General features: G+C 68.9%; 19 protein-coding genes. 3 read left to right on the top strand and 16 right to left on the bottom strand.

Annotated features, from left to right (window positions below; translation table 11 throughout):
- Nucleotides 1-132: 132 nt before the first annotated feature.
- From ASG73_RS04460 to ASG73_RS04410, 11 genes are all read right to left on the bottom strand, one after another.
- Complete coding sequence (locus tag ASG73_RS04460; protein ID WP_162253963.1) at nucleotides 133-441, bottom strand: phage head completion protein; 309 nt, start codon at nucleotides 439-441, stop codon at nucleotides 133-135.
- An 8-nt stretch (nucleotides 442-449) separates the two neighbouring features.
- Nucleotides 450-764 (bottom strand): hypothetical protein, encoded by a 315-nt coding sequence (locus tag ASG73_RS04455; RefSeq protein WP_055991524.1) that lies wholly within the window; start codon nucleotides 762-764, stop codon nucleotides 450-452.
- Nucleotides 761-955 (bottom strand): hypothetical protein, encoded by a 195-nt coding sequence (locus ASG73_RS04450; protein WP_055991521.1) that lies wholly within the window; start codon nucleotides 953-955, stop codon nucleotides 761-763. The genes ASG73_RS04455 and ASG73_RS04450 overlap by 4 nt, the downstream gene beginning before the upstream one ends.
- A gap of 118 nt (nucleotides 956-1,073) precedes the next feature.
- Complete coding sequence (locus ASG73_RS04445; RefSeq protein ID WP_055991517.1) at nucleotides 1,074-1,943, bottom strand: phage major capsid protein; 870 nt, start codon at nucleotides 1,941-1,943, stop codon at nucleotides 1,074-1,076.
- Between the two features lie 123 nt (nucleotides 1,944-2,066).
- The gene (locus ASG73_RS04440; protein WP_055991514.1) at nucleotides 2,067-2,474 is read right to left on the bottom strand and encodes a hypothetical protein; all 408 of its coding nucleotides are present in this window, start codon (nucleotides 2,472-2,474) and stop codon (nucleotides 2,067-2,069) included.
- On the bottom strand, nucleotides 2,471-3,292 hold the full coding sequence (locus ASG73_RS04435) for a hypothetical protein (RefSeq protein ID WP_055991511.1): 822 nt from the start codon (nucleotides 3,290-3,292) through the stop codon (nucleotides 2,471-2,473). Before ASG73_RS04435 ends, ASG73_RS04440 begins: the two co-directional genes overlap by 4 nt.
- Nucleotides 3,289-4,575: a phage portal protein gene (locus ASG73_RS04430; protein WP_055991508.1), complete on the bottom strand. Its 1,287-nt coding sequence runs from the start codon at nucleotides 4,573-4,575 to the stop codon at nucleotides 3,289-3,291. The genes ASG73_RS04435 and ASG73_RS04430 overlap by 4 nt, the downstream gene beginning before the upstream one ends.
- Nucleotides 4,572-6,041 carry a terminase large subunit domain-containing protein gene (locus ASG73_RS04425; protein ID WP_055991505.1) on the bottom strand — a complete coding sequence of 490 codons (1,470 nt, stop codon included), beginning with the start codon at nucleotides 6,039-6,041 and terminating at the stop codon, nucleotides 4,572-4,574. The genes ASG73_RS04430 and ASG73_RS04425 overlap by 4 nt, the downstream gene beginning before the upstream one ends.
- Before the next feature lie 676 nt (nucleotides 6,042-6,717).
- A complete protein-coding gene (locus tag ASG73_RS04420) occupies nucleotides 6,718-6,945 on the bottom strand; it encodes a hypothetical protein (RefSeq protein ID WP_055991502.1) in 228 nt (75 codons plus the stop codon).
- A 2-nt stretch (nucleotides 6,946-6,947) separates the two neighbouring features.
- On the bottom strand, nucleotides 6,948-8,624 hold the full coding sequence (locus tag ASG73_RS04415) for an AAA family ATPase (RefSeq protein WP_055991499.1): 1,677 nt from the start codon (nucleotides 8,622-8,624) through the stop codon (nucleotides 6,948-6,950).
- Nucleotides 8,625-8,657: 33 nt separating this feature from the next.
- A complete protein-coding gene (locus tag ASG73_RS04410) occupies nucleotides 8,658-8,834 on the bottom strand; it encodes a helix-turn-helix transcriptional regulator (protein ID WP_200946690.1) in 177 nt (58 codons plus the stop codon).
- Between the two features lie 182 nt (nucleotides 8,835-9,016).
- Here ASG73_RS04410 and ASG73_RS04405 point away from each other — a divergent pair, with 182 nt between their 5' ends.
- A complete protein-coding gene (locus tag ASG73_RS04405) occupies nucleotides 9,017-10,078 on the top strand; it encodes a tyrosine-type recombinase/integrase (protein ID WP_055991494.1) in 1,062 nt (353 codons plus the stop codon).
- A gap of 69 nt (nucleotides 10,079-10,147) precedes the next feature.
- Here the strand turns inward: ASG73_RS04405 and glnA are convergent, their stop codons facing one another.
- Entirely contained in the window at nucleotides 10,148-11,572 is a 1,425-nt protein-coding gene (gene glnA, locus ASG73_RS04400; protein WP_055991491.1) for a type I glutamate--ammonia ligase, read from the bottom strand.
- A gap of 210 nt (nucleotides 11,573-11,782) precedes the next feature.
- Between glnA and ASG73_RS04395 the strand changes: the two genes are divergently transcribed.
- Complete coding sequence (locus ASG73_RS04395; RefSeq protein WP_055991488.1) at nucleotides 11,783-12,190, top strand: RDD family protein; 408 nt, start codon at nucleotides 11,783-11,785, stop codon at nucleotides 12,188-12,190.
- A gap of 1 nt (nucleotide 12,191) precedes the next feature.
- On the opposite strand, the gene ASG73_RS04390 is transcribed toward ASG73_RS04395, so the two are convergent.
- The 3 genes from ASG73_RS04390 to lipA are packed head-to-tail and all read right to left on the bottom strand — an operon-like array spanning nucleotide 12,192 to nucleotide 15,327.
- Nucleotides 12,192-13,469 (bottom strand): M18 family aminopeptidase, encoded by a 1,278-nt coding sequence (locus tag ASG73_RS04390; protein WP_055991485.1) that lies wholly within the window; start codon nucleotides 13,467-13,469, stop codon nucleotides 12,192-12,194.
- Nucleotides 13,470-13,510: 41 nt separating this feature from the next.
- Complete coding sequence (locus ASG73_RS04385) at nucleotides 13,511-14,233, bottom strand: DUF4191 domain-containing protein (RefSeq protein ID WP_055991482.1); 723 nt, start codon at nucleotides 14,231-14,233, stop codon at nucleotides 13,511-13,513.
- A gap of 38 nt (nucleotides 14,234-14,271) precedes the next feature.
- Nucleotides 14,272-15,327, bottom strand: a complete 1,056-nt coding sequence (gene lipA, locus ASG73_RS04380) for a lipoyl synthase (protein ID WP_055991479.1) — start codon at nucleotides 15,325-15,327, stop codon at nucleotides 14,272-14,274.
- Between the two features lie 158 nt (nucleotides 15,328-15,485).
- Here lipA and ASG73_RS04375 point away from each other — a divergent pair, with 158 nt between their 5' ends.
- Nucleotides 15,486-15,914 carry a pyridoxamine 5'-phosphate oxidase family protein gene (locus ASG73_RS04375; protein WP_055991476.1) on the top strand — a complete coding sequence of 143 codons (429 nt, stop codon included), beginning with the start codon at nucleotides 15,486-15,488 and terminating at the stop codon, nucleotides 15,912-15,914.
- Here the strand turns inward: ASG73_RS04375 and lipB are convergent, their stop codons facing one another.
- On the bottom strand, nucleotides 15,915-16,583 hold the full coding sequence (lipB, locus tag ASG73_RS04370) for a lipoyl(octanoyl) transferase LipB (protein WP_055991473.1): 669 nt from the start codon (nucleotides 16,581-16,583) through the stop codon (nucleotides 15,915-15,917).
- Nucleotides 16,584-16,744: the final 161 nt, after the last annotated feature.

Below are 16,744 nucleotides of genomic sequence, written 5' to 3'. Positions count from 1 at the left end.
GTGAGCCCATGTCAGCCGGTGCGAGAAACACCGGAAATCCGGTGTGGAAGCGTCTAGAGCGTGCTAGTGGATGCGAGCAATCGTGAGCCCGCTTGCGGCCAATCTGCGGCCAAACGAGGTTCCCTCGTCCGGTCAGCCCTGGATGAACTTCACGACGGCCTGCCGGTGCTGCAGCCGGCCCCGCAGGTAGTAGTCCTCGACGTGACCCACCACGTTGAAGTCCCTCCCGCGCCAGATGATGCGCCAGTTGGTCTGCACGTTGGGGATCAGGGTCGAGCGCGTCACCCACTGGTAGGTGGTCGTGACGGCGACGCCGCGCTGGGTCTGCTCGCTCGAGTCCAGCGGGACCATCTCGCAGGGGACGTTGGACGCCTTGAGGACCCAGGTGGTGTCCCCGAACCGATCGACCTCGGATGCCTCGAGGTCGCACCGCTCATGCATCACCCGGATCATGCCGCCCGCCCCCGCCACGAGTTGAGGACGAAGAGCTCAGCCAGGGACCAGCCCTGGAAGCCACCCCACACAGCCGTGGAGCCGATCTGGGTGTTGATCTGCTCGGGGTTGGCGACCATCCGGGCCGTGGCCGTGGTGATGACGGCCGCGATGTCCTCGGAGACGTCGCCCTCAGTGAAGCCGTTGCCGCGCACATAGGTCCGTGCCATCGCGGTGACGATCAGGACGTGCTGGGAGGCCAGGGCCACCAGCTCCACGTCGTCGCCCGCTCCGAGGAAGTCGGCCACGGTCTGGCCGGTCGGTGCGCTCATGAGTCCTCCTGAGGAAGTCCGGGGCCGGGGAGGCCCTCGGTGTGGATGCAGGGCTGGGCGGTGTGGTCGGCACAGAGCCATCCACGCTCGGGAGACCAGACCACCTCGACGCCGCCCCGCAGGCCGCGTGCGCGGGCCTCCTGGAGGACCGAGGGGCCCACCAGTGCCAGCACGGGGACGGGCTCGCTCATGGGCTCACCGCCCCGCACCGAGAGGGACAGCCAGACCAGGAGCAGAGGTCGGACCGTCCCCCTCGGCGGGCGCAGGAGGCCGAGGGGGAGGCCTCCAGATTGGTGAGCGCGCTCATCGTCAGACGGTGATGCCCGAGAGGACGATGACGGCCTCGGAGTTGAGCGGGGCCGCGTCGTAGCGGGCCACCACGCGGATGGCCTGCTGGTCGAAGTCGCCGAAGGTCTGGTCGAGGATCTTGACGCTCGGGGAAGCGTCGCGGGCCACGACGACCTGCGAGAAGTCGACCAGACCGACGCGGGCCGTCGGCGTCGCGCCCGTGGTGTCGGGGACGCGGCCGGTGACGATGACCGAGTGACCGAAGAGGGTAAAGCCACCGGCGCGGGTCGGGTCGGGCTGGAGCTGGTAGCGCTCCGAGGTGTCCTTGACCTTCCGGAGCTTGGTGAACTCCCGCGGGGTCATGACCCACTTCAGAGCCTCGGAGTTGACGTTGCCAGCCAGGGCCAGGCCCTCAGCCTCGATGAGGTGGTCGAGCGTGAGGTCTCCACCCACGGGCACCGACTGCGTGCCGGCGTAGCCGAACAGGCCCTTGGGCATCGTGACGCCGTCGCCGCCTGCGCTCAGGAGCTGGGCGTCGATGGTGTCGGCCACGTCCTTGACCAGGCGGGCCTTGAGGGCCTCGTCCAGAGCCACGACGGACTGCCGCGCCAGCTCGTTGGAGAAGCGGGTCAGGGTCTTGACCGACTTCATCGTCGAGGGCAGGAGCGTGATCTCGTCGAAGTCGGGGTCGACCTCGGAAATCTGCTCGTTCTGGCCGTGCCACTGGGGAGCGGTCGCTCCACCCATCTTGGGCAGGCGAAGGGGGCCGGCGGTGTCGATGATGCGCACACCGGAGGAGAGGAAGGTGGAGCGGGCCTCGAGCGGCTGGACCAGGACGGTCTGGACCTGCTCGGAAGTCAGCTCGGTAGCGGTGGTGGTGTCGAGAGCCATTGGAGTCCTCCTGAGGACGAGATGCAGCGGAAGTGGTCACGCGGGCATCTAGCCGTTGTTCAGGAGGAGCGCCGGGCTCCTGTGGTCGAGGGTAACAGAAACCCTCGACCACAGGTTGAGGGTTCAGGCTCGCGTGCGCAGCATCCCGCCAAGGTCCACGCCGGACTGGGGGCCACCCAGTCCCTGCCCCACGTCCCCAGAGACGCGCCGGGGGGCCAGGTGAGGCTTGGCCTCGAGGAGGGCGTCGATCGCGGCCGTCAGGGCGTCCTCGTCCTCGAGGTGCGCCGGGTCGAAGGGGAGGTCGGACGGGTCGGCCAGACGGCCCGTAGCGCCCACCAGTGCCCCATGCAGGCGCTCCTGCAGCGGCAGCAGGGCCTCGGTGGCCTCACGGGCGGACGTGCGGTGCCCCGCGCTCTCCTTGCGCAGCTTCTCCACGTAGTCACGCGGGAAGGTGTCGGGCTCCTGCTCCTGCTCCTGGTCGGCCCCTTCCTGCTCCTGGTCCTGCTCCACGGTCTGCTCCTGCTCGGTCATGCTGACTCCTCCTCATCGTCGGTCTTCACGTAACGCTCGTAGAGCGCCTCGAGGAGATCCATCTCCTCGTTGCTCAGGGACCACCGGCCCACAGGGTCGGTGGTGGGTACCGGCACGCACCGGCATCCGGTGTGCCGGTGCATCGGCTGGTCGATCGGGTAGACGCGCCCTTCCTTCCACAGCCAGAAGCACAGCTCGCAGCAGCCGGGGTTGATCCCGCGCCGGTAGCCGCGAACCCTCGTGGAAGTCGTGCTCGGTCGGACGCGGCCGAGCGCGTCCACCTCGGGGCGGCCGCCGGTGTCCTGCCCAAACTCCTCGTACTCCACGTCCTCCTGGTCGTAGAGGCGTAGACCGTCCTGATAGCCGCGCTGCACAGCGGCCACGGCCTCATCCCCGATGAGCCGATCGACCCGCGGGCGGTCGGCGTCCTCAAAGCCACTAGAGAGCCCACCAATGGTGCGCAGGGCAGAGACGTACTGGCCCTCCAGCTCCCGGGAGCGCTCCTCCACGTCGATGAGCGGATCCGGCTTGGGCGCACGGGAGGAGCGCGGCTCGAAGTCGTCCGGCGCGGGCCTGCGGGCCGTCGTGGCGATGTCCGGCGGGAGGAGGGCGCTCCCGTCCACCGTCGTGGCGTAGGAGCCGTAGGAGCGGCCCAGGGCCTCACCCTGCAGGGAGGTGGAGACCATCGTCCGGGCCGCCAGGTCGACCCACTGGTCGGCCGGGACGTCCTTGCGGAAGCCCCAGACCGGCTCGAAGATCGCCACGGCCCCATCCCGCAGGAGCTCCAGCGTCCGGTAATCGAGCAGAGGCTCCGTCATGCCGGCGGCTCCAGCCGCGCACGCTCCACGCTCTCCTGCAGGCGAGCCAGGCGGATACGGGCGATCTCGTCGCCGGAGTAGCCCAGGCGGGCCAGCGCGTAGTCCGTGGGCAGCAGGCCCTCGGCGTGCAGCTTCACCACCGCGTCAGCCTCCTGCGCCACCGAGCGCGTGGCCGGGTCGGCCCACACCACCGAGACGTCGGCGGCCTCGGGATCGGTGCCGGTACGCACCGCGTGCATGAGCCGGCCGATGGCCTCGACGGGCCGACCAAACTGCGCCTGCCGAGCCTGCGCCCGAGCGGCCAAGGAGGCCTCGGCCGAGCGGTTTGCGTCGGCGCTGGTGGGGTTGGAGTTGAGGACGCCGATGTAGTGCGCCGGCAGGGCCGACACGGCCATGATCTGCCCCAGGAGGATCTTCACCGCAGCCTCGTAGGAGCCCAGGTCCGCAGCCGGCAGGGAGCCGAAACGGGCCTCGACGGCCTCGGAGATCATCATCCGGTCGCCCTCGGGGAAGGGGTTGACCGGGCGGCCCTCCTCGTCCTCGCCGAGCTCTACGCCGGTCGCCCAGCGACGGGGCCGGGCGTAGAACTCAGAGCCGACCATCATGTCGGCCAGCACCTTGTTCAGGGCGTCCACCAGCGGCTTGAGATCCTCGATCTCGGAGACGCCGGGGCCCAGGAGCCGGTCACCGTTGCGGAACTCCACCACCGGCACCGCACCGAGCGGGTTGGGGATGCTCTCGCCCTCTCGCCAGCCGATGGTGGCGTTCTCGCCGTCGGCGGTGAAGGGGATCACCGCGTCGGGGAGGTAGAGGACTGCACGGCTCCCGCCGGGCACGTTCCACCGCTTCACCGCGGCCAGGGTCTCCCCGGTGCCGGGGTCGGTCTGCACCGTGACGTGCTGCGCAGACTCGATGCTCACCCGCGGCCGGGCCCGCCCGGTGCGGTCCCACACGATGGCGTAGGAGGAGCCCAGGCCGAGCGCCTCCCGGAAGGCCAGCCCGAGCGTCTGGTCGAGGTCGTTGCGCCGGAAGTCGGCCCACAGGGCCTCATCGTGCTGGCCAGACAGGTGCAGGTCGGTCACCCGCAGGCGCTCGGCCAAGGAGGTGACGGCCAGCCGGGGGACGTTGGTCGCCATCCGGCCCAGCTTCGTGGCCTCGCGGGCCTGCGAGGACATGAACGCCAGGCGCTGCTTGCCCGAGAGGTAGGTCTCGTTCTCCGCGATGGCGGCCTGCCGAGTGTCGAGGGAGGCCGTGAGGGCCTCGAGGGTCTTGGTAGTGGTCATGAGGCGAAACTTCCTGTGCGAGCGGGCTTCTGGGTGTGGAAGGCGGCCCGGTCTGCGGCGACGATGGCCGCCACGGCCGAGTCGATCTTCCGAGTGCTGTTCTTCTTGTCCTTGCTGATGAGGTCACCGAGGTTGGTGTTCTTCGCCACCGCGTTGTCGAAGTGCGCGATCATCCGGGGGTCTCCGTCGTGCTCGAGCCCACCAGTGACCACCAGCTGGTACATGCGGTCCGTGGCCGGTGCCATCCGTGAGGCGTGCGCGGTGTTCCACTCGATGACGCGGCGCTCCCCGTGGCGCTTTGCCCAGGACTCGATCTCAGAGCGCCAGCCCCAGGGGTCACAGGCCATCTCCACGACGTTGAAGCGCTTGAAGGCGTCCTTCACCGTGGTGTCGACCTCCTCGCGTGGCACCCTCCAGCCGGCCTTGCCGGGCGTCGGGTTCTCCCACAGGCCCACCACGAAGACGTAGGGCGTCGGACCGAGCGTGCAGCCCACCAGGGCCGTGGAGTCGCCCGAGGCGCTCCCATCGAAGGCGAGGACCACGCGCTCCCGCTTGCCGATCAGGTGAGGGCGGGCCAGCGGTGCGAAGGAGTCGAAGGGGAGCCAGGTGTTCTCGCTCCCGACCCACTGCCCCAGGCGGTACCGGCGGAAGGCCTCCTCGCGGATGGTGCGCTTCTGGCTCCGCAGCGCGTCGATGGCGAGGAAGTCACCCAGGGCAGGGTTCGCGACAGCCCAGGCCTCCTCGTCGTCCAGAGCGCAGCCATCCGGGGCGCTGTACTCGACGTAGACGAACTCCGAGGGGTCGGTGCCCTCACGGCCCCACTGCACCAGCTTCCACATCACAGACTCGGTGTTGTCGGCCGGCGTGGAGATCGCCAGCGTGAGCGACTCGGCCCGCTTGCCGGAGGCGCTCGTGACGGCCTCCCACACCTTCTCCGTGACGACGTGCAGCTCGTCCACGATCATGAGCGTGGGATCCCATCCCTGGAGGGCGCCCTCGTCGGCAGGGAGCGCCCGCATCTCCGAGTCGGTCTGCGGGCAGTGGATCCGATCGGCGTACAGGTGAGTGCGCTCGGCCAGCTCAGGAGACAGCTCGATCATCCGACGCGCAGCCCGCAGGACGTGCCCCGCCTGCCTCTCGTCGGATGCGACCACCAGAACCTGCGCTCCCTCCTGCTCGTCAGCAAACAGCGCGTAGAGGGCCAGCACGGCGGCCAGAGCCGTCTTGCCGTTGCCGCGGGGGAGGGACAGCAGTCCTTGCCGGGGCCGACCAGCGGCCGGGAAGAACTCCCGCACGATGTCGACCTGCCAGGGCCGCAGGGTAAACGGGGTCTTCGCGCCGGTGCCCTTGGGGACCAGCAGGAAGCGTTGGGCGAACCAGACCACCCGCTCCCATCCCCGCTCTGGTGCTCCAGTGAGGTCGAGCGGGGGAGCTGTGATCTGAGACTTCGGTCCCGGCTTCCCCATGAGGAGAGGGTATCGCAAAGTCTAAAGTAGAGGTTGAGGGTCAAAATCGACCGGGTCCAGGTCTCTCGGACCCGGTCACCGATTCTCCAGCGCTGACCGGGACTGGGTCCCCCTAAAGGGAGGGGGGACCCAGACCCAGTCGTGGTCACTGGGTCTGGGGGCTTTTAGACCCAGTCAGACCCAGTCAGACCCAGTGGGGCAAAGAGGGTCGTTATCTCATGCGTGAGGTAGGTGCTTGAGGCCCTGAGAGGGGGGTCTGGGGCTCCTCGTCGCACAGGTGTTCGAGAGAGTCGAAGATTCGTCCTCTGCGTCCCGGTCCCGCTCGGACCCCGCACCCCCTACCCCCCAGGGTCGGCGCGAGGAGACCCCGGTCGGCTCGAGCCTCGGGCCCAGTTGCAGTCACTGCACACGACGTCCACGTCGATGAGGCGCAGCGGCAGGCCCTTGGCCCTGCGCGTCCACGCGGAGGGCTTGTGGTCGGCAGTGAGCCTTGAGGTTGCTCCGCAGTCTGAGCACCAAGGTTGTGCTGCTCGAGCACTCCGTGAGAGGCGATCCCATGCGGCGTCGTACCCCCGCTCGCGTGGGCTCGAGCCGCGCCGCTCAACGGGCGAGGCCCGATGCTGTTCGCATCGGGCCTCGTCGCTCAGCTCCCCGCACTCGAGGCAGCAGGTCATGGTCACTGCTCGTAGCCCAGGGCGCGGGCACGGTCGTACCTGTGCTGGTGGATCTCCGAGCGGGAGACCTCACCCCGGATGAGGCCGGGGGGTGGCTTGCCGATGTGCCAGTCCGGGCACACATCGCAGCGGTAGGGGATGACCCGCTCGCCCGTGCGTCGGCTCATGTCCTTGGCCTTCTTCTTGGCCTCAGCCCGTGAGTAGTAGGCGCGCTTGCCGGTGATGCACATGGTCAGTCCTCCGTCTGGATGGTGGGCAGGAGATCGGGGGTGATGGCGAAGGGCTTGTCTCCGATGTGGTGGTGGTGGGCGTTGCGAGCGCCGGTGTCCACCCGGACGTATCCGTCTTCGATGAGGGACCGCAGTGCGGTGCTCTTCTCCTCCTTGTTGCCCTTGACCGAGTCAATGAGGGCGTTCTTCGTGGAGCCAGGGTGGGCTTCAATCTCGTCGATGAGGTTGCGCATGATGCCGGCCGCCTTGGACTGGTGGCGACGCTCGATGACGGCCGGGTCTGCCAGCTCATCGGGGGCCTTGACCCTCACGCCGATCTGCCCGTCGACGGTGCCGTCGATCACGACGATGGCGGCCTCCTGCGTGCGATCCGACTTCCGGGGCTCCCCACAGGCTCCTCGGATCCCGCCGGGGCGGTCCTTGGCGATTCGCAGGGAGAGGCGGCCAAACCGCCCCTTTCCTGCGGGGGAGATCACGTCGACGGTGTACGCCGCGCCGTCGAGGCCGGACATCTTGGCCTGTCCTCCGAGAGCGAACCGGCCCCTGCCCTCCGTGGACTTCGTGACGTGGTCGATCAGCACGACGGCGGCGCCGGTGCGCTTGGCGATGCGCCGAGGCAGGTTCCTCGACCAGCGCGCCAGATCGTCGTTGTCCATCGAGGACAGCCCGGCCAGTCCGAGGGAGTCGGTGACGCCGTCGATGATGACCAAGGAGGGCTTGGTCCGCAGCAGAGCCTCGAAGTTGGCCCGGTCCGCGGCGGGGTCTTCCTCGGGGTGGACGTAGGTGAAGCCGTCGAGGATCGAGTCCTTGCTGCAGCCCATCATCAGTAGGCGGCCGACCACCTCTTCCCTGTCGCTCTCGTAGTCGATGTAGACGACGCTCTCGCCCATCTGGAGCTCGATCGCGCAGGCCCACTGTGCGACGAGCGACTTCCCGGACTCGGACTCGCCGTGCATGGAGTGGACCATCCCCGCGTAGAACAGGGCCTGCCCATCCTCGCGCTCGAAGATGCAGGGCACGGTGGGCTCGAAAGTGCCGTCGAGTACGTCGGTGAGATCCTGCGCCGCCCAGGACCCACCGAGGGTCTCCACGGTCTCCGGGTCCGCCGGGGTGGCGTCTGGGACGACTCCCCGCGTCCTCAGCAGGGTGGCTCGGGCACGGGCCCGCAGGGTGGTCTGTGCGCTCTCCCGCAGCTCGCTCTCGGTCCAGCCGGCGGACGCAAGATCGTTGTCGCCGTAGGGCGATCGCAGGAAGCGAATCTCGCAGGAGGCGCACCACGGGTTGGTGGCCTGGCCGTGGTCGGCCTCGTGGCGGTCCTCAGCTTCGGCCAGCAGGCCAGACAGGCGACGCTCGACCATCGGGTCGGAGGGGATGGTGCGCTCGCCGTCGATCAGGACGATGTGGCCCCGGTCGTCGGTGTCTGCGCGCATCTCTCGCCAGTCCAGTGGATCCTTGAAGTCGCCGATGGGCAGGCTCCAGTCGGGCTCTCGGTTCTTGCGCTCGCGCAGGGCGTCAGCGAGGCGACGCTCCCCGTCGTGGTCGAGGGGGCCGAAAGGCAGCCCGACGGCCTCGCGGGCGTAGGCGAGGTGCTCTTCCTCGATGCGGGCGCGGGCCTCCTGGCAGCGGTCGTTGTGGGCGTCGAGGCGGGCCAGTGCGGTGGTGATGTCGGCGTCAATCATGGGTACTCCGATCTCGTTGTGGGGGAAGGGTGCTCAGGCGGCCGCGAGGGAGGAGATGAACGCCTCCAGGTCGGCTTCGGTGCAGGCGAGGCGACGGCCGACGCGCACGAAACGCGGACCCTCTCCCCGGCTCCTCCAATAGTTGAGCGTCGAGACGGGGATGCGGAGGCGCTCGGCGACCTCGGGCTTCGTGAAGAGGCGTGTGGACATGGGGGATCCCATCGGTAGTGATCTGCATGGATCACACGTACCGGGCTTCCCGGATTGGTGCGCTGCTCTCGGAGAGGCTTCCTCGACCCGAAAGGAGAAGTTCTGTGGAACAACCAGGACGTCTAACTAGAACGTAGCAGTGGGGTTAGAGTCAGGGCTAGTCGAAGTTAGGAGCGGCCAGCATGGGCAGCGTCAGGCGGCAGGAGAACGGCACCTATCGAGCCCGATATCGGGATGAGCGCGGCCGGGAGCATCACCGACGTTTCAAGCGCCAGGCCGACGCCAGGGCGTGGGTGAAGTCAGGCGAGGCGGCCGTCCAGCGCGGCGACCACCTCGACCGCAAGGCGTCGGAGACCACGGTGGCCCAATGGGTCGAGCGGTGGCTCGAGGGGTATGCATCGAGGAGGGCCTCGACCCTTCGCCAAGCGCAGGTCCACTGCCGCGTCATCGTGGCCGAGTTCGGGGACCGGCGGCTCGGAGATGTGCGACCCAGCGATGTGTCGGCCTGGGTGGCGAAGCTGGGGGAGAGGTACGCACCCTCGACCCGGTACGCGATCTACAGGAGGCTGGCGCAGGTCATGGCCGACGCGGCCCACGACGGCCTGATCCCGCGCTCTCCGTGCTCCCGGCGGACCGCACCTCCCCAGGGTGCCCAGCGGCCGTATGTCGCGACGGCAGAGCAGGTCTGGGGCCTCCACGACGCGATGCCCGAACACCTGCGGCCAGCCATCCTCCTCGGTGCTTTCGCCGGCCTGCGCATCAGTGAGGTCTGCGGTCTGCGACCCGGGGACGTTGACCTGGAGACCGGCAGCGTGACCCCAGAGGTCCAGTGGGGTGGCGGGCCCCTCAAATCGGCGTCGTCGGCCGCGACGGTGCCGCTCCCGGTCGAGGTCGCGGCCGAGCTGGCCGAGCACATGCACGGCGAAACGATCCTCACCGACCCCTTCGGCAAGCCCGTGGCGCCACACACCCTCGAGCGCGCCATCCGGGCCGCCCGAGGTGGGGTGGAGGGCCTGCCAGAGGCGTTCCGTCACCACGACCTGCGGCACTTCTTCGCCTCGGCCCTCATCGCCGGCGGCCTCGACGTCAAGGTCGTGCAGGCCCGCCTGCGCCACGCCTCGGCCACCACGACCTTGAACACTTACGGCCACCTCATGCCGGACGCCGACGATCGCAGCCGTGCAGCCATGTCGGCCGTCTTCGCGGACCGGCCTGCGGCCAATCTGCGGCCAGCGGCCAAGTAGCCGAGCACGACGAAGGCCCCAGACCCCCGGTATTTCGGGGATCTGGGGCCTTTCGCTTGCCCTGTCGGCTCAGATGTCGAAGTACATCTCGAACTCGTGCGGGTGCGGGCGCACCTGCAGGGGGAGCACCTCGTTCTCGTACTTCCAGGTGATCCAGGTGTCGATCAGGTCCTGGGTGAAGACGTCGCCCTCGAGCAGGAACTCGTGGTCGGCCTCCAGGGCCTTGAGGACCTCGGGGAGGGAGGTCGGGACCTGCTCGATGGCGTCGTGCTCCTCCGGCGGGAGCTCGTAGAGGTCCTTGTCGACCGGCTCCGGGGGCTCGATGCGGTTCTTGATGCCGTCGAGGCCCGCCATCAGCTGCGCGGCGAAGCACAGGTACGGGTTGCTCGACGGGTCCGGGATGCGGAACTCGACGCGCTTGGCCTTGGGGGAGTTGCCAGCGATCGGGATGCGGATGCAGGCCGAGCGGTTGCGCGCGGAGTACACGAGGTTGATCGGGGCCTCGTAGCCCGGGACCAGCCGGTGGTAGCTGTTGGCCGTCGGGTTGGTGAAGGCGAGCAGCGCCGGGGCGTGCTTGAGCAGACCACCGATGTACCAGCGGGCGAGGTCGGACAGGCCGCCGTAACCCTGCTCGTCGTAGAAGAGCGGCTCGCCGTCCTTCCACAGGCTCTGGTGGGTGTGCATGCCGGAGCCGTTGTCACCGAAGACGGGCTTGGGCATGAAGGTCGCGGTACGACCGGCGGCCCAGGCAGCGCTCTTGACGACGTACTTGAACTTCATCAGGTCATCGCCGGAGGCGAGCAGCGTGTTGAAGCGGTAGTTGATCTCCTGCTGACCGGCGGAGCCGACCTCGTGGTGGCTGCGCTCGACGTTGAGACCGACCTCCTTCATCTTCAGGCAGATCTGGTCGCGCAGGTCGGTGAAGTGGTCGACGGGCGGCACGGGGAAGTAGCCGCCCTTCATGACCGTCTTGTAGCCCTGGTTGCCGCCCTCTTCCTTGCGGCCGGTGTTCCACGACGCCTCGACCGAGTCGATGAAGTAGTAGGAGCCCTGCGGCTGGCTGTCGAAGCGGATGTCGTCGAAGATGTGGAACTCGGCCTCGGCGCCGAAGTAGGCGGTGTCGGCGATGCCGGTCGACTTCAGGTAGGCCTCGGCCTTGGACGCGACATTGCGCGGGTCACGGCTGTACTGCTCGCCCGTGAAGGGGTCGACGATCGAGAAGTTGACGATGAGCGTCTTCTCGACGCGGAAGGGGTCGATGTACGCGGAGTCGATGTCCGGCACGAGCTTCATGTCGGACTCGTGGATGGCCTGGAAGCCGCGGATCGAGGAGCCGTCGAACATCTGGCCCTCGGTGAAGAACTCCTCGTCGATCGACTCGGCGGGCACGTTGAAGTGCTGCATGACGCCGGGCAGGTCGCAGAAGCGAATGTCGACGAACTTGACGTCTTCGGCCTTGATGAACTCAAGAACCTCGTCAGGGGAGCTGAACAAACCATCCTCCTGGGGTGGGGCGGCGGGCCACTGTGACCTCCCGCTTCAACTGTTGGTGATCACGCTAGACACGGACGGTTTCTCGGCCATGACCCACATGTTTCACCTGTGTTACATGAGGCCGAGGCCCCATTTGCTGAGGTCGATCCTACTCAGCGAGTGGCTCGGGCGGTGGGAGCGTCCGCCGCGCGGCGACGTAGGCTTCCGCGCGTGAGCAGCAGAGTCGGTCCTCCCGCCCCCACTTCGGACGAAGGGGGGAGCCGCGCCCCCTTCGGTCGTCGCTTCATCGCCCTCGTCATCGACTGGGCCTCGTGCCTGCTGATCGTCCACGGGCTCATCGGTGCCGTGGTCGAGCTCAGCCCCGCGGCCTTCTCCTTCGCGCCGCTCGGGCTGCTCTTCCTGCTCAACGTCGTCGGGGTCACCCTCGGGGGCGCCACCTTCGGCCACCGGCTCATGGGTCTTCAGGTCGTGCCGCTGCACGGGGAGTGGGTCACCCCCCTTCGTGCCGCCGCTCGTGCTGCGCTGCTGTGCCTCTTCATCCCCGCCCTGATCGTCCTGGGTGACGACGGTCGCGGTCTGCACGACCGCGCGGCCGGCACCCGCATCACGCGACGCTGACTCAGCCGCGGAAGAAGCGCTCCGCCACCCGCGTCAGGTCGTACAGGTCGCTCGTGCCCGCCAGCTCCCGAGCCGAGTGCATCGACAGGATCGGGATGCCGACGTCGACGGTGCGGATGCCCAGCCGGGTCGCCGTGATCGGCCCGATCGTCGAGCCGCACGGCACCGTGTTGTTGGAGACGAACTCCTGGCTGGTCACGCCCGCCGCCTCGCACCAGCCGTGCCACGCGGCGGCTCCGACCCCGTCGGTCGAGTAGCGCTGGTTGGCGTTGATCTTCAGGATCGGACCGGAGCCGAGCACCGGGCGGACCTGAGGATCGTGCTTGCCGGGGTAGTTGGGGTGCACGGAGTGGCCGACATCGCTCGAGACGCACCACGACGACGCCAGCGCGCGCATCCGCTCGCCCCGATCGGCGCCGAGCGCCAGGCCGATGCGCTCGAGCACGTCCTCGAGGAAGGGGCCGGCCGCGCCCGAGCGGGTCGCCGACCCGATCTCCTCGTGGTCGAAGACGGCGAGCACCGGGATGTGGTCGGCGTCGAGATCGCTGCCGAGCGCCGCCATGGCGACCGTGCCGGCGTGGACGGACGCGAGGTCGTCGAGGCGGCCCGCGGCGAAGAAGGCGTCGTCACGACCGAAGACGGCGCCGCGCGCGGAGTCGGCGGTGACGAGGTCGTAGCCGCGGATGCGAGCGGCGTCCACACCGGCTGAGCCCGCGAGCTCGGCCAGCAGGTCGGCCGACTCGGGGGCGCCGAGCCCCCACACCGGCTGGGTGTGCGCCTGCTTGTCGAGGGCGAAGCGCTCGTTGGCCTCGCGGTCGAGGTGGATCGCCAGCTGCGGCAACCGCAGCAGCGGGCCGGTGTCGGCGAGGACCTCGGTGCCGTCGTCGAGGACCAGCCGACCGGCCAGACGCAGCTCGCGGTCGAGCCAGGAGTTCAGCAGCGGTCCGCCGTAGACCTCGACACCTGCCTGCAGCCAGCCGAGGCGTCCGGTCGTCGGCTGCGGCTTGAGCTTGAATCCGGGGGAGTCGGTGTGGGCGCCGAAGACCCGCACGGGCGTGGTCGTCGACGCCGTGCTCGGGAGGACCCACGCGATGAGGGCACCGTCGCGCACGACGAGGTAGCGGCCCGGCTCTTGCGGCCAGGACTGCGTCTCGTCGAGTGCGGCGAACCCGGCGTCCTGCAGGCGGCGAGCCACCTCGGTCGCGGCGTGGTAGCTCGAGGGGGAGGCGTCGACGAAGTCGGCGAGGTCCTCGGCGTGGGCGATCGGTGCAGCAGGCAGGGCGGCTCTCCTCGACGAGACGTGGGGTGGAGCGTGGACGCTCAGCGGCCCCGCTGGGCGGCGCGGCTGGAGCGGGCCCGGTTGGGGTCGACCCCGGCCGGGACGCCCTGGCGAAGCCCGGGGAGGGACTTCAGCCGCTTGTTGACGACCGACATCTCCTCCTTGGTCAGCTCGGGCTTGAGCTTGGTCAGCGTCATCCGGATCTTGCGAGGAGCCAGCTCACCGTCGCCGCTGCCGACGAGGTAGGTGTGCACCGGAACGCCCGGCGCGACCCGGCCCACCTTCTTGATCTCCTTGGCGAAGAGCTTGTCGACGCGGTGCTTGGGGCCCTCGCCCAGCAGGACGATGCCGGGACGGCCGAGCGCGCGGAAGACGACGGCCGCGGTGTTGATCTCGCTCGGCTTGGTCGCGTCGGCGGCGATCGGCTCCTGGTCGTAGTACCACCCACGACGCAGCGCCGACAGACCACCGATCGAGGCGCCGCGCTGGCCCTCCATCTGCTTGAAGGCAGCCGCCTCACCACGCCGCGAGAGCACGATCATCGCGGCGAGCGCGGCGAAGGGGATCGAGACGAGCAGCGAGGCGATGACATGCCCGAAGATCAGGCCGATGACCGTGCCGACAAGCAGCACCACCACGAAGGCGAGGAGCATCCACAGGGTCACCTGCGGATCGATCGCCTTGATCGTCTTGTAGACGCCGGCGATCCGCTTGAAGGGGTTCTCGCGCTTGGGCTTGACGGGCTTGTCGCTCTTGCTGGCCATGAGGGGGGAGTCTAGTTCCTTTTGCGAAGGGGGAAGCGTCAGCCGTCGGTGCCGGTGGCGGGCTGGTCGAGGAGGGCCTGGGCATGCGCCTTGGCGACCAGCGAGGAGGCCTCCTGGCGGGCGGGCTCGTCGATGGCTGCCTCGAGGTGCGAGAGGTGCTCGGGGATCGGGCGACCCCACTTGCGCATCGCGGTCGCGTAGAGACGACCGGCGCGGTAGCTGGAGCGCACGAGCGGCCCGGACATGACGCCCTTGAAGCCGATCTCCTCGGCGAGGTCGCTCCAGTGGACGAACTCCTCCGGCTTGACCCACCGCTCGATCGGGTGGTGCAGCTTGGAGGGGCGCAGGTACTGGGTGATCGTGAGGATGTCGCAGCCGGCCTCGTGCAGGTCGCGGATGGCCTCCTCGATCTCGTGGTCCTCCTCGCCCATCCCGAGGATGAGGTTGGACTTGGTGACGAGCTCGGCCTCGCGGGCCATCGACAGGACCGCGAGCGACTTCTCGTAGGTGAAGGCGGGGCGGATCTTGCGGAAGATCCGCGGGACCGTCTCGAGGTTGTGGGCGAAGACCTCGGGTCGGGCGTCGAAGACCTGGCCGACGAGCTCGGGCTTGGCGCCGAAGTCGGGCGGGAGGATCTCGACGCCGGTGTTGGGGTTCAGCGCGTGGATCTGGCGGATCGTCTCGGCGTACAGGCCCGCGGCACCGTCGGGCTGGTCGTCGCGGGCGACGCCGGTGACGGTGGAGTAGCGCAGGCCCATCTCGAGGACGGACTCGGCGACGCGACGCGGCTCGTCCAGGTCGAGGCTCGTCGGGCGACCGGTGGCGATGTCGCAGAAGTCGCAGCGACGGGTGCACACGTCACCTCCGATGAGGAAGGTGGCCTCTCGGTCCTCCCAGCACTCGAAGATGTTGGGGCAGCCGGCCTCCTGGCACACCGTGTGCAGGCCGGCGCCACTGACGCGGCCACGCATCTGGTTGTACTCGGGGCCCATCTTCGCCGTGGTCCGGATCCACTCCGGCTTGCGCTCGATCGGGGTCTCGGCATTGCGTGCCTCGACACGCAACATGCGACGTCCTTCGGGTGCGACGGTCACGCAACTCTCCTGGCAACTCTCGGTGATCCGGTGGTGTCCGGAATCACTCAAGCCTACGCCGCTCCCCGCGGGGGACGAAGGGGGGCGACGGGGACCCCCTTCGTCACTACGATCATGGGACGGGCAGCGGTGCCCGGGTCGGGCCACAGGAGGTCGGGATGACGCAGTCACCAATCCACGAGCTGAGCCGGGACGAGTGCTGGGAGCTGTTGCGCGGCAACGAGTTCGGCCGTCTCGCCTTCCACCTCACGGGGGAGGTGCACATCGTGCCGCTCAACTACGCGACCGACCACGAGGTCCTGCTGTTTCGCACCTCGCAGGGCAACAAGCTCCTGGGGGTCGTCATGCAGTCCGACGTGGCCTTCGAGATCGACGGGTACGCGCAGGACGAGGCGTGGTCGGTCATCGTGCGTGGTGACGCGCGGGTGCTGGAGAAGAGGGACGACCGCGAACGTGCCGAAAACTCTCGACTGCGCTCGTGGATCCCGACGGACAAGGAGGTCTTCGTCGAGATCGTCCCGGAGGAGGTCACCGGTCGGCGCTTCGACCTGGACAGGCCGTGGGAGCACGCCATCCTGAAGCGCTGATCAGGCGGTGGCCGCAGCCCCCTTGGTCAGCGGCAGGTCCTCCGTCATGACCTCGAGCAGGTGGGCCTTGGCCGAAGGGAGGATGTCGGCCACGGTGATGTCGCGCCCGGTCTCCAGCGCCAGGGTCGAGACGTCGGCGTCGGGGATGCCGCACGGGACGATCGTCTGCGTCCAGGACAGGTCGCAGCTGACGTTGAGGCTGAAGCCGTGCATCGCCACGTCCCGGGAGACGCGGATGCCGATCTGGCCGAGCTTGCGGTCACGCTCACCGTCGGTGCCGGGCACCCAGATGCCGGAGCGACCGGGCACCCGGGTGACGGTGACGCCCACGTCGGCGGCGACGCGGATCATCATCTCCTCGAGGCGGCGCACGTGCGCGATGACATCGCGCCGACCCGGCAGGTGGGCGATCGGGTAGCCGACGAGCTGCCCGGGGCCGTGCCAGGTGATCTTGCCGCCGCGGTCGACGTCGATGACCGGGGTGCCGTCGAAGGGCCGCTCGTGCGGCTCGGTGCGCTTGCCCGCGGTGTAGACCGCGGTGTGCTCCAGCAGCAGGGTGGTGTCCTCGAGCTCACCGGCGACGACGGCTGCGTGCACCTGCTTCTGGTGCTCCCAAGCGGTCAGGTAGTCGACGGTGTCGGGGGCGAAGCCGAGCTCCTCAAAACGCATGTCCAGCAGCCTACGCCGGGGACACACCCCTTCCTCATTGGAGGTGAACCCGCCGGTGAATCGTCGGTGTGATTTGAAGGGACATGTCTGACAGGTATGTGAAGGGACACCGCTGACAGTCCGGGGCTCCGGTAGTGGCCAGATGATGGCTGCATGAGCAC

Origin of the sequence: Janibacter sp. Soil728, from assembly GCF_001428305.1 — a bacterium.
Lineage (GTDB): Bacteria > Actinomycetota > Actinomycetes > Actinomycetales > Dermatophilaceae > Janibacter.
This window is presented reverse-complemented; position numbering and strand designations above follow the sequence as displayed.

What these genes read in the sequence shown, in the direction of transcription:
- ASG73_RS04425 (WP_055991505.1), bottom strand. Translation starts at nt 6,041, where the DNA reads ATGGGGAAGCCGGGACCGAAGTCTCAGATCACAGCTCCCCCGCTCGAC.
- ASG73_RS04405 (WP_055991494.1), top strand. Translation starts at nt 9,017, where the DNA reads ATGGGCAGCGTCAGGCGGCAGGAGAACGGCACCTATCGAGCCCGATAT.
- ASG73_RS04430 (WP_055991508.1), bottom strand. Translation starts at nt 4,575, where the DNA reads ATGACCACTACCAAGACCCTCGAGGCCCTCACGGCCTCCCTCGACACT.
- ASG73_RS04385 (WP_055991482.1), bottom strand. Translation starts at nt 14,233, where the DNA reads ATGGCCAGCAAGAGCGACAAGCCCGTCAAGCCCAAGCGCGAGAACCCC.
- ASG73_RS04415 (WP_055991499.1), bottom strand. Translation starts at nt 8,624, where the DNA reads ATGATTGACGCCGACATCACCACCGCACTGGCCCGCCTCGACGCCCAC.
- ASG73_RS04375 (WP_055991476.1), top strand. Translation starts at nt 15,486, where the DNA reads ATGACGCAGTCACCAATCCACGAGCTGAGCCGGGACGAGTGCTGGGAG.
- ASG73_RS04410 (WP_200946690.1), bottom strand. Translation starts at nt 8,834, where the DNA reads ATGTCCACACGCCTCTTCACGAAGCCCGAGGTCGCCGAGCGCCTCCGC.
- ASG73_RS04420 (WP_055991502.1), bottom strand. Translation starts at nt 6,945, where the DNA reads ATGTGCATCACCGGCAAGCGCGCCTACTACTCACGGGCTGAGGCCAAG.
- ASG73_RS04455 (WP_055991524.1), bottom strand. Translation starts at nt 764, where the DNA reads ATGAGCGCACCGACCGGCCAGACCGTGGCCGACTTCCTCGGAGCGGGC.
- ASG73_RS04440 (WP_055991514.1), bottom strand. Translation starts at nt 2,474, where the DNA reads ATGACCGAGCAGGAGCAGACCGTGGAGCAGGACCAGGAGCAGGAAGGG.
- ASG73_RS04435 (WP_055991511.1), bottom strand. Translation starts at nt 3,292, where the DNA reads ATGACGGAGCCTCTGCTCGATTACCGGACGCTGGAGCTCCTGCGGGAT.
- ASG73_RS04445 (WP_055991517.1), bottom strand. Translation starts at nt 1,943, where the DNA reads ATGGCTCTCGACACCACCACCGCTACCGAGCTGACTTCCGAGCAGGTC.
- lipB (WP_055991473.1), bottom strand. Translation starts at nt 16,583, where the DNA reads ATGCGTTTTGAGGAGCTCGGCTTCGCCCCCGACACCGTCGACTACCTG.
- ASG73_RS04460 (WP_162253963.1), bottom strand. Translation starts at nt 441, where the DNA reads ATGCATGAGCGGTGCGACCTCGAGGCATCCGAGGTCGATCGGTTCGGG.
- ASG73_RS04450 (WP_055991521.1), bottom strand. Translation starts at nt 955, where the DNA reads ATGAGCGAGCCCGTCCCCGTGCTGGCACTGGTGGGCCCCTCGGTCCTC.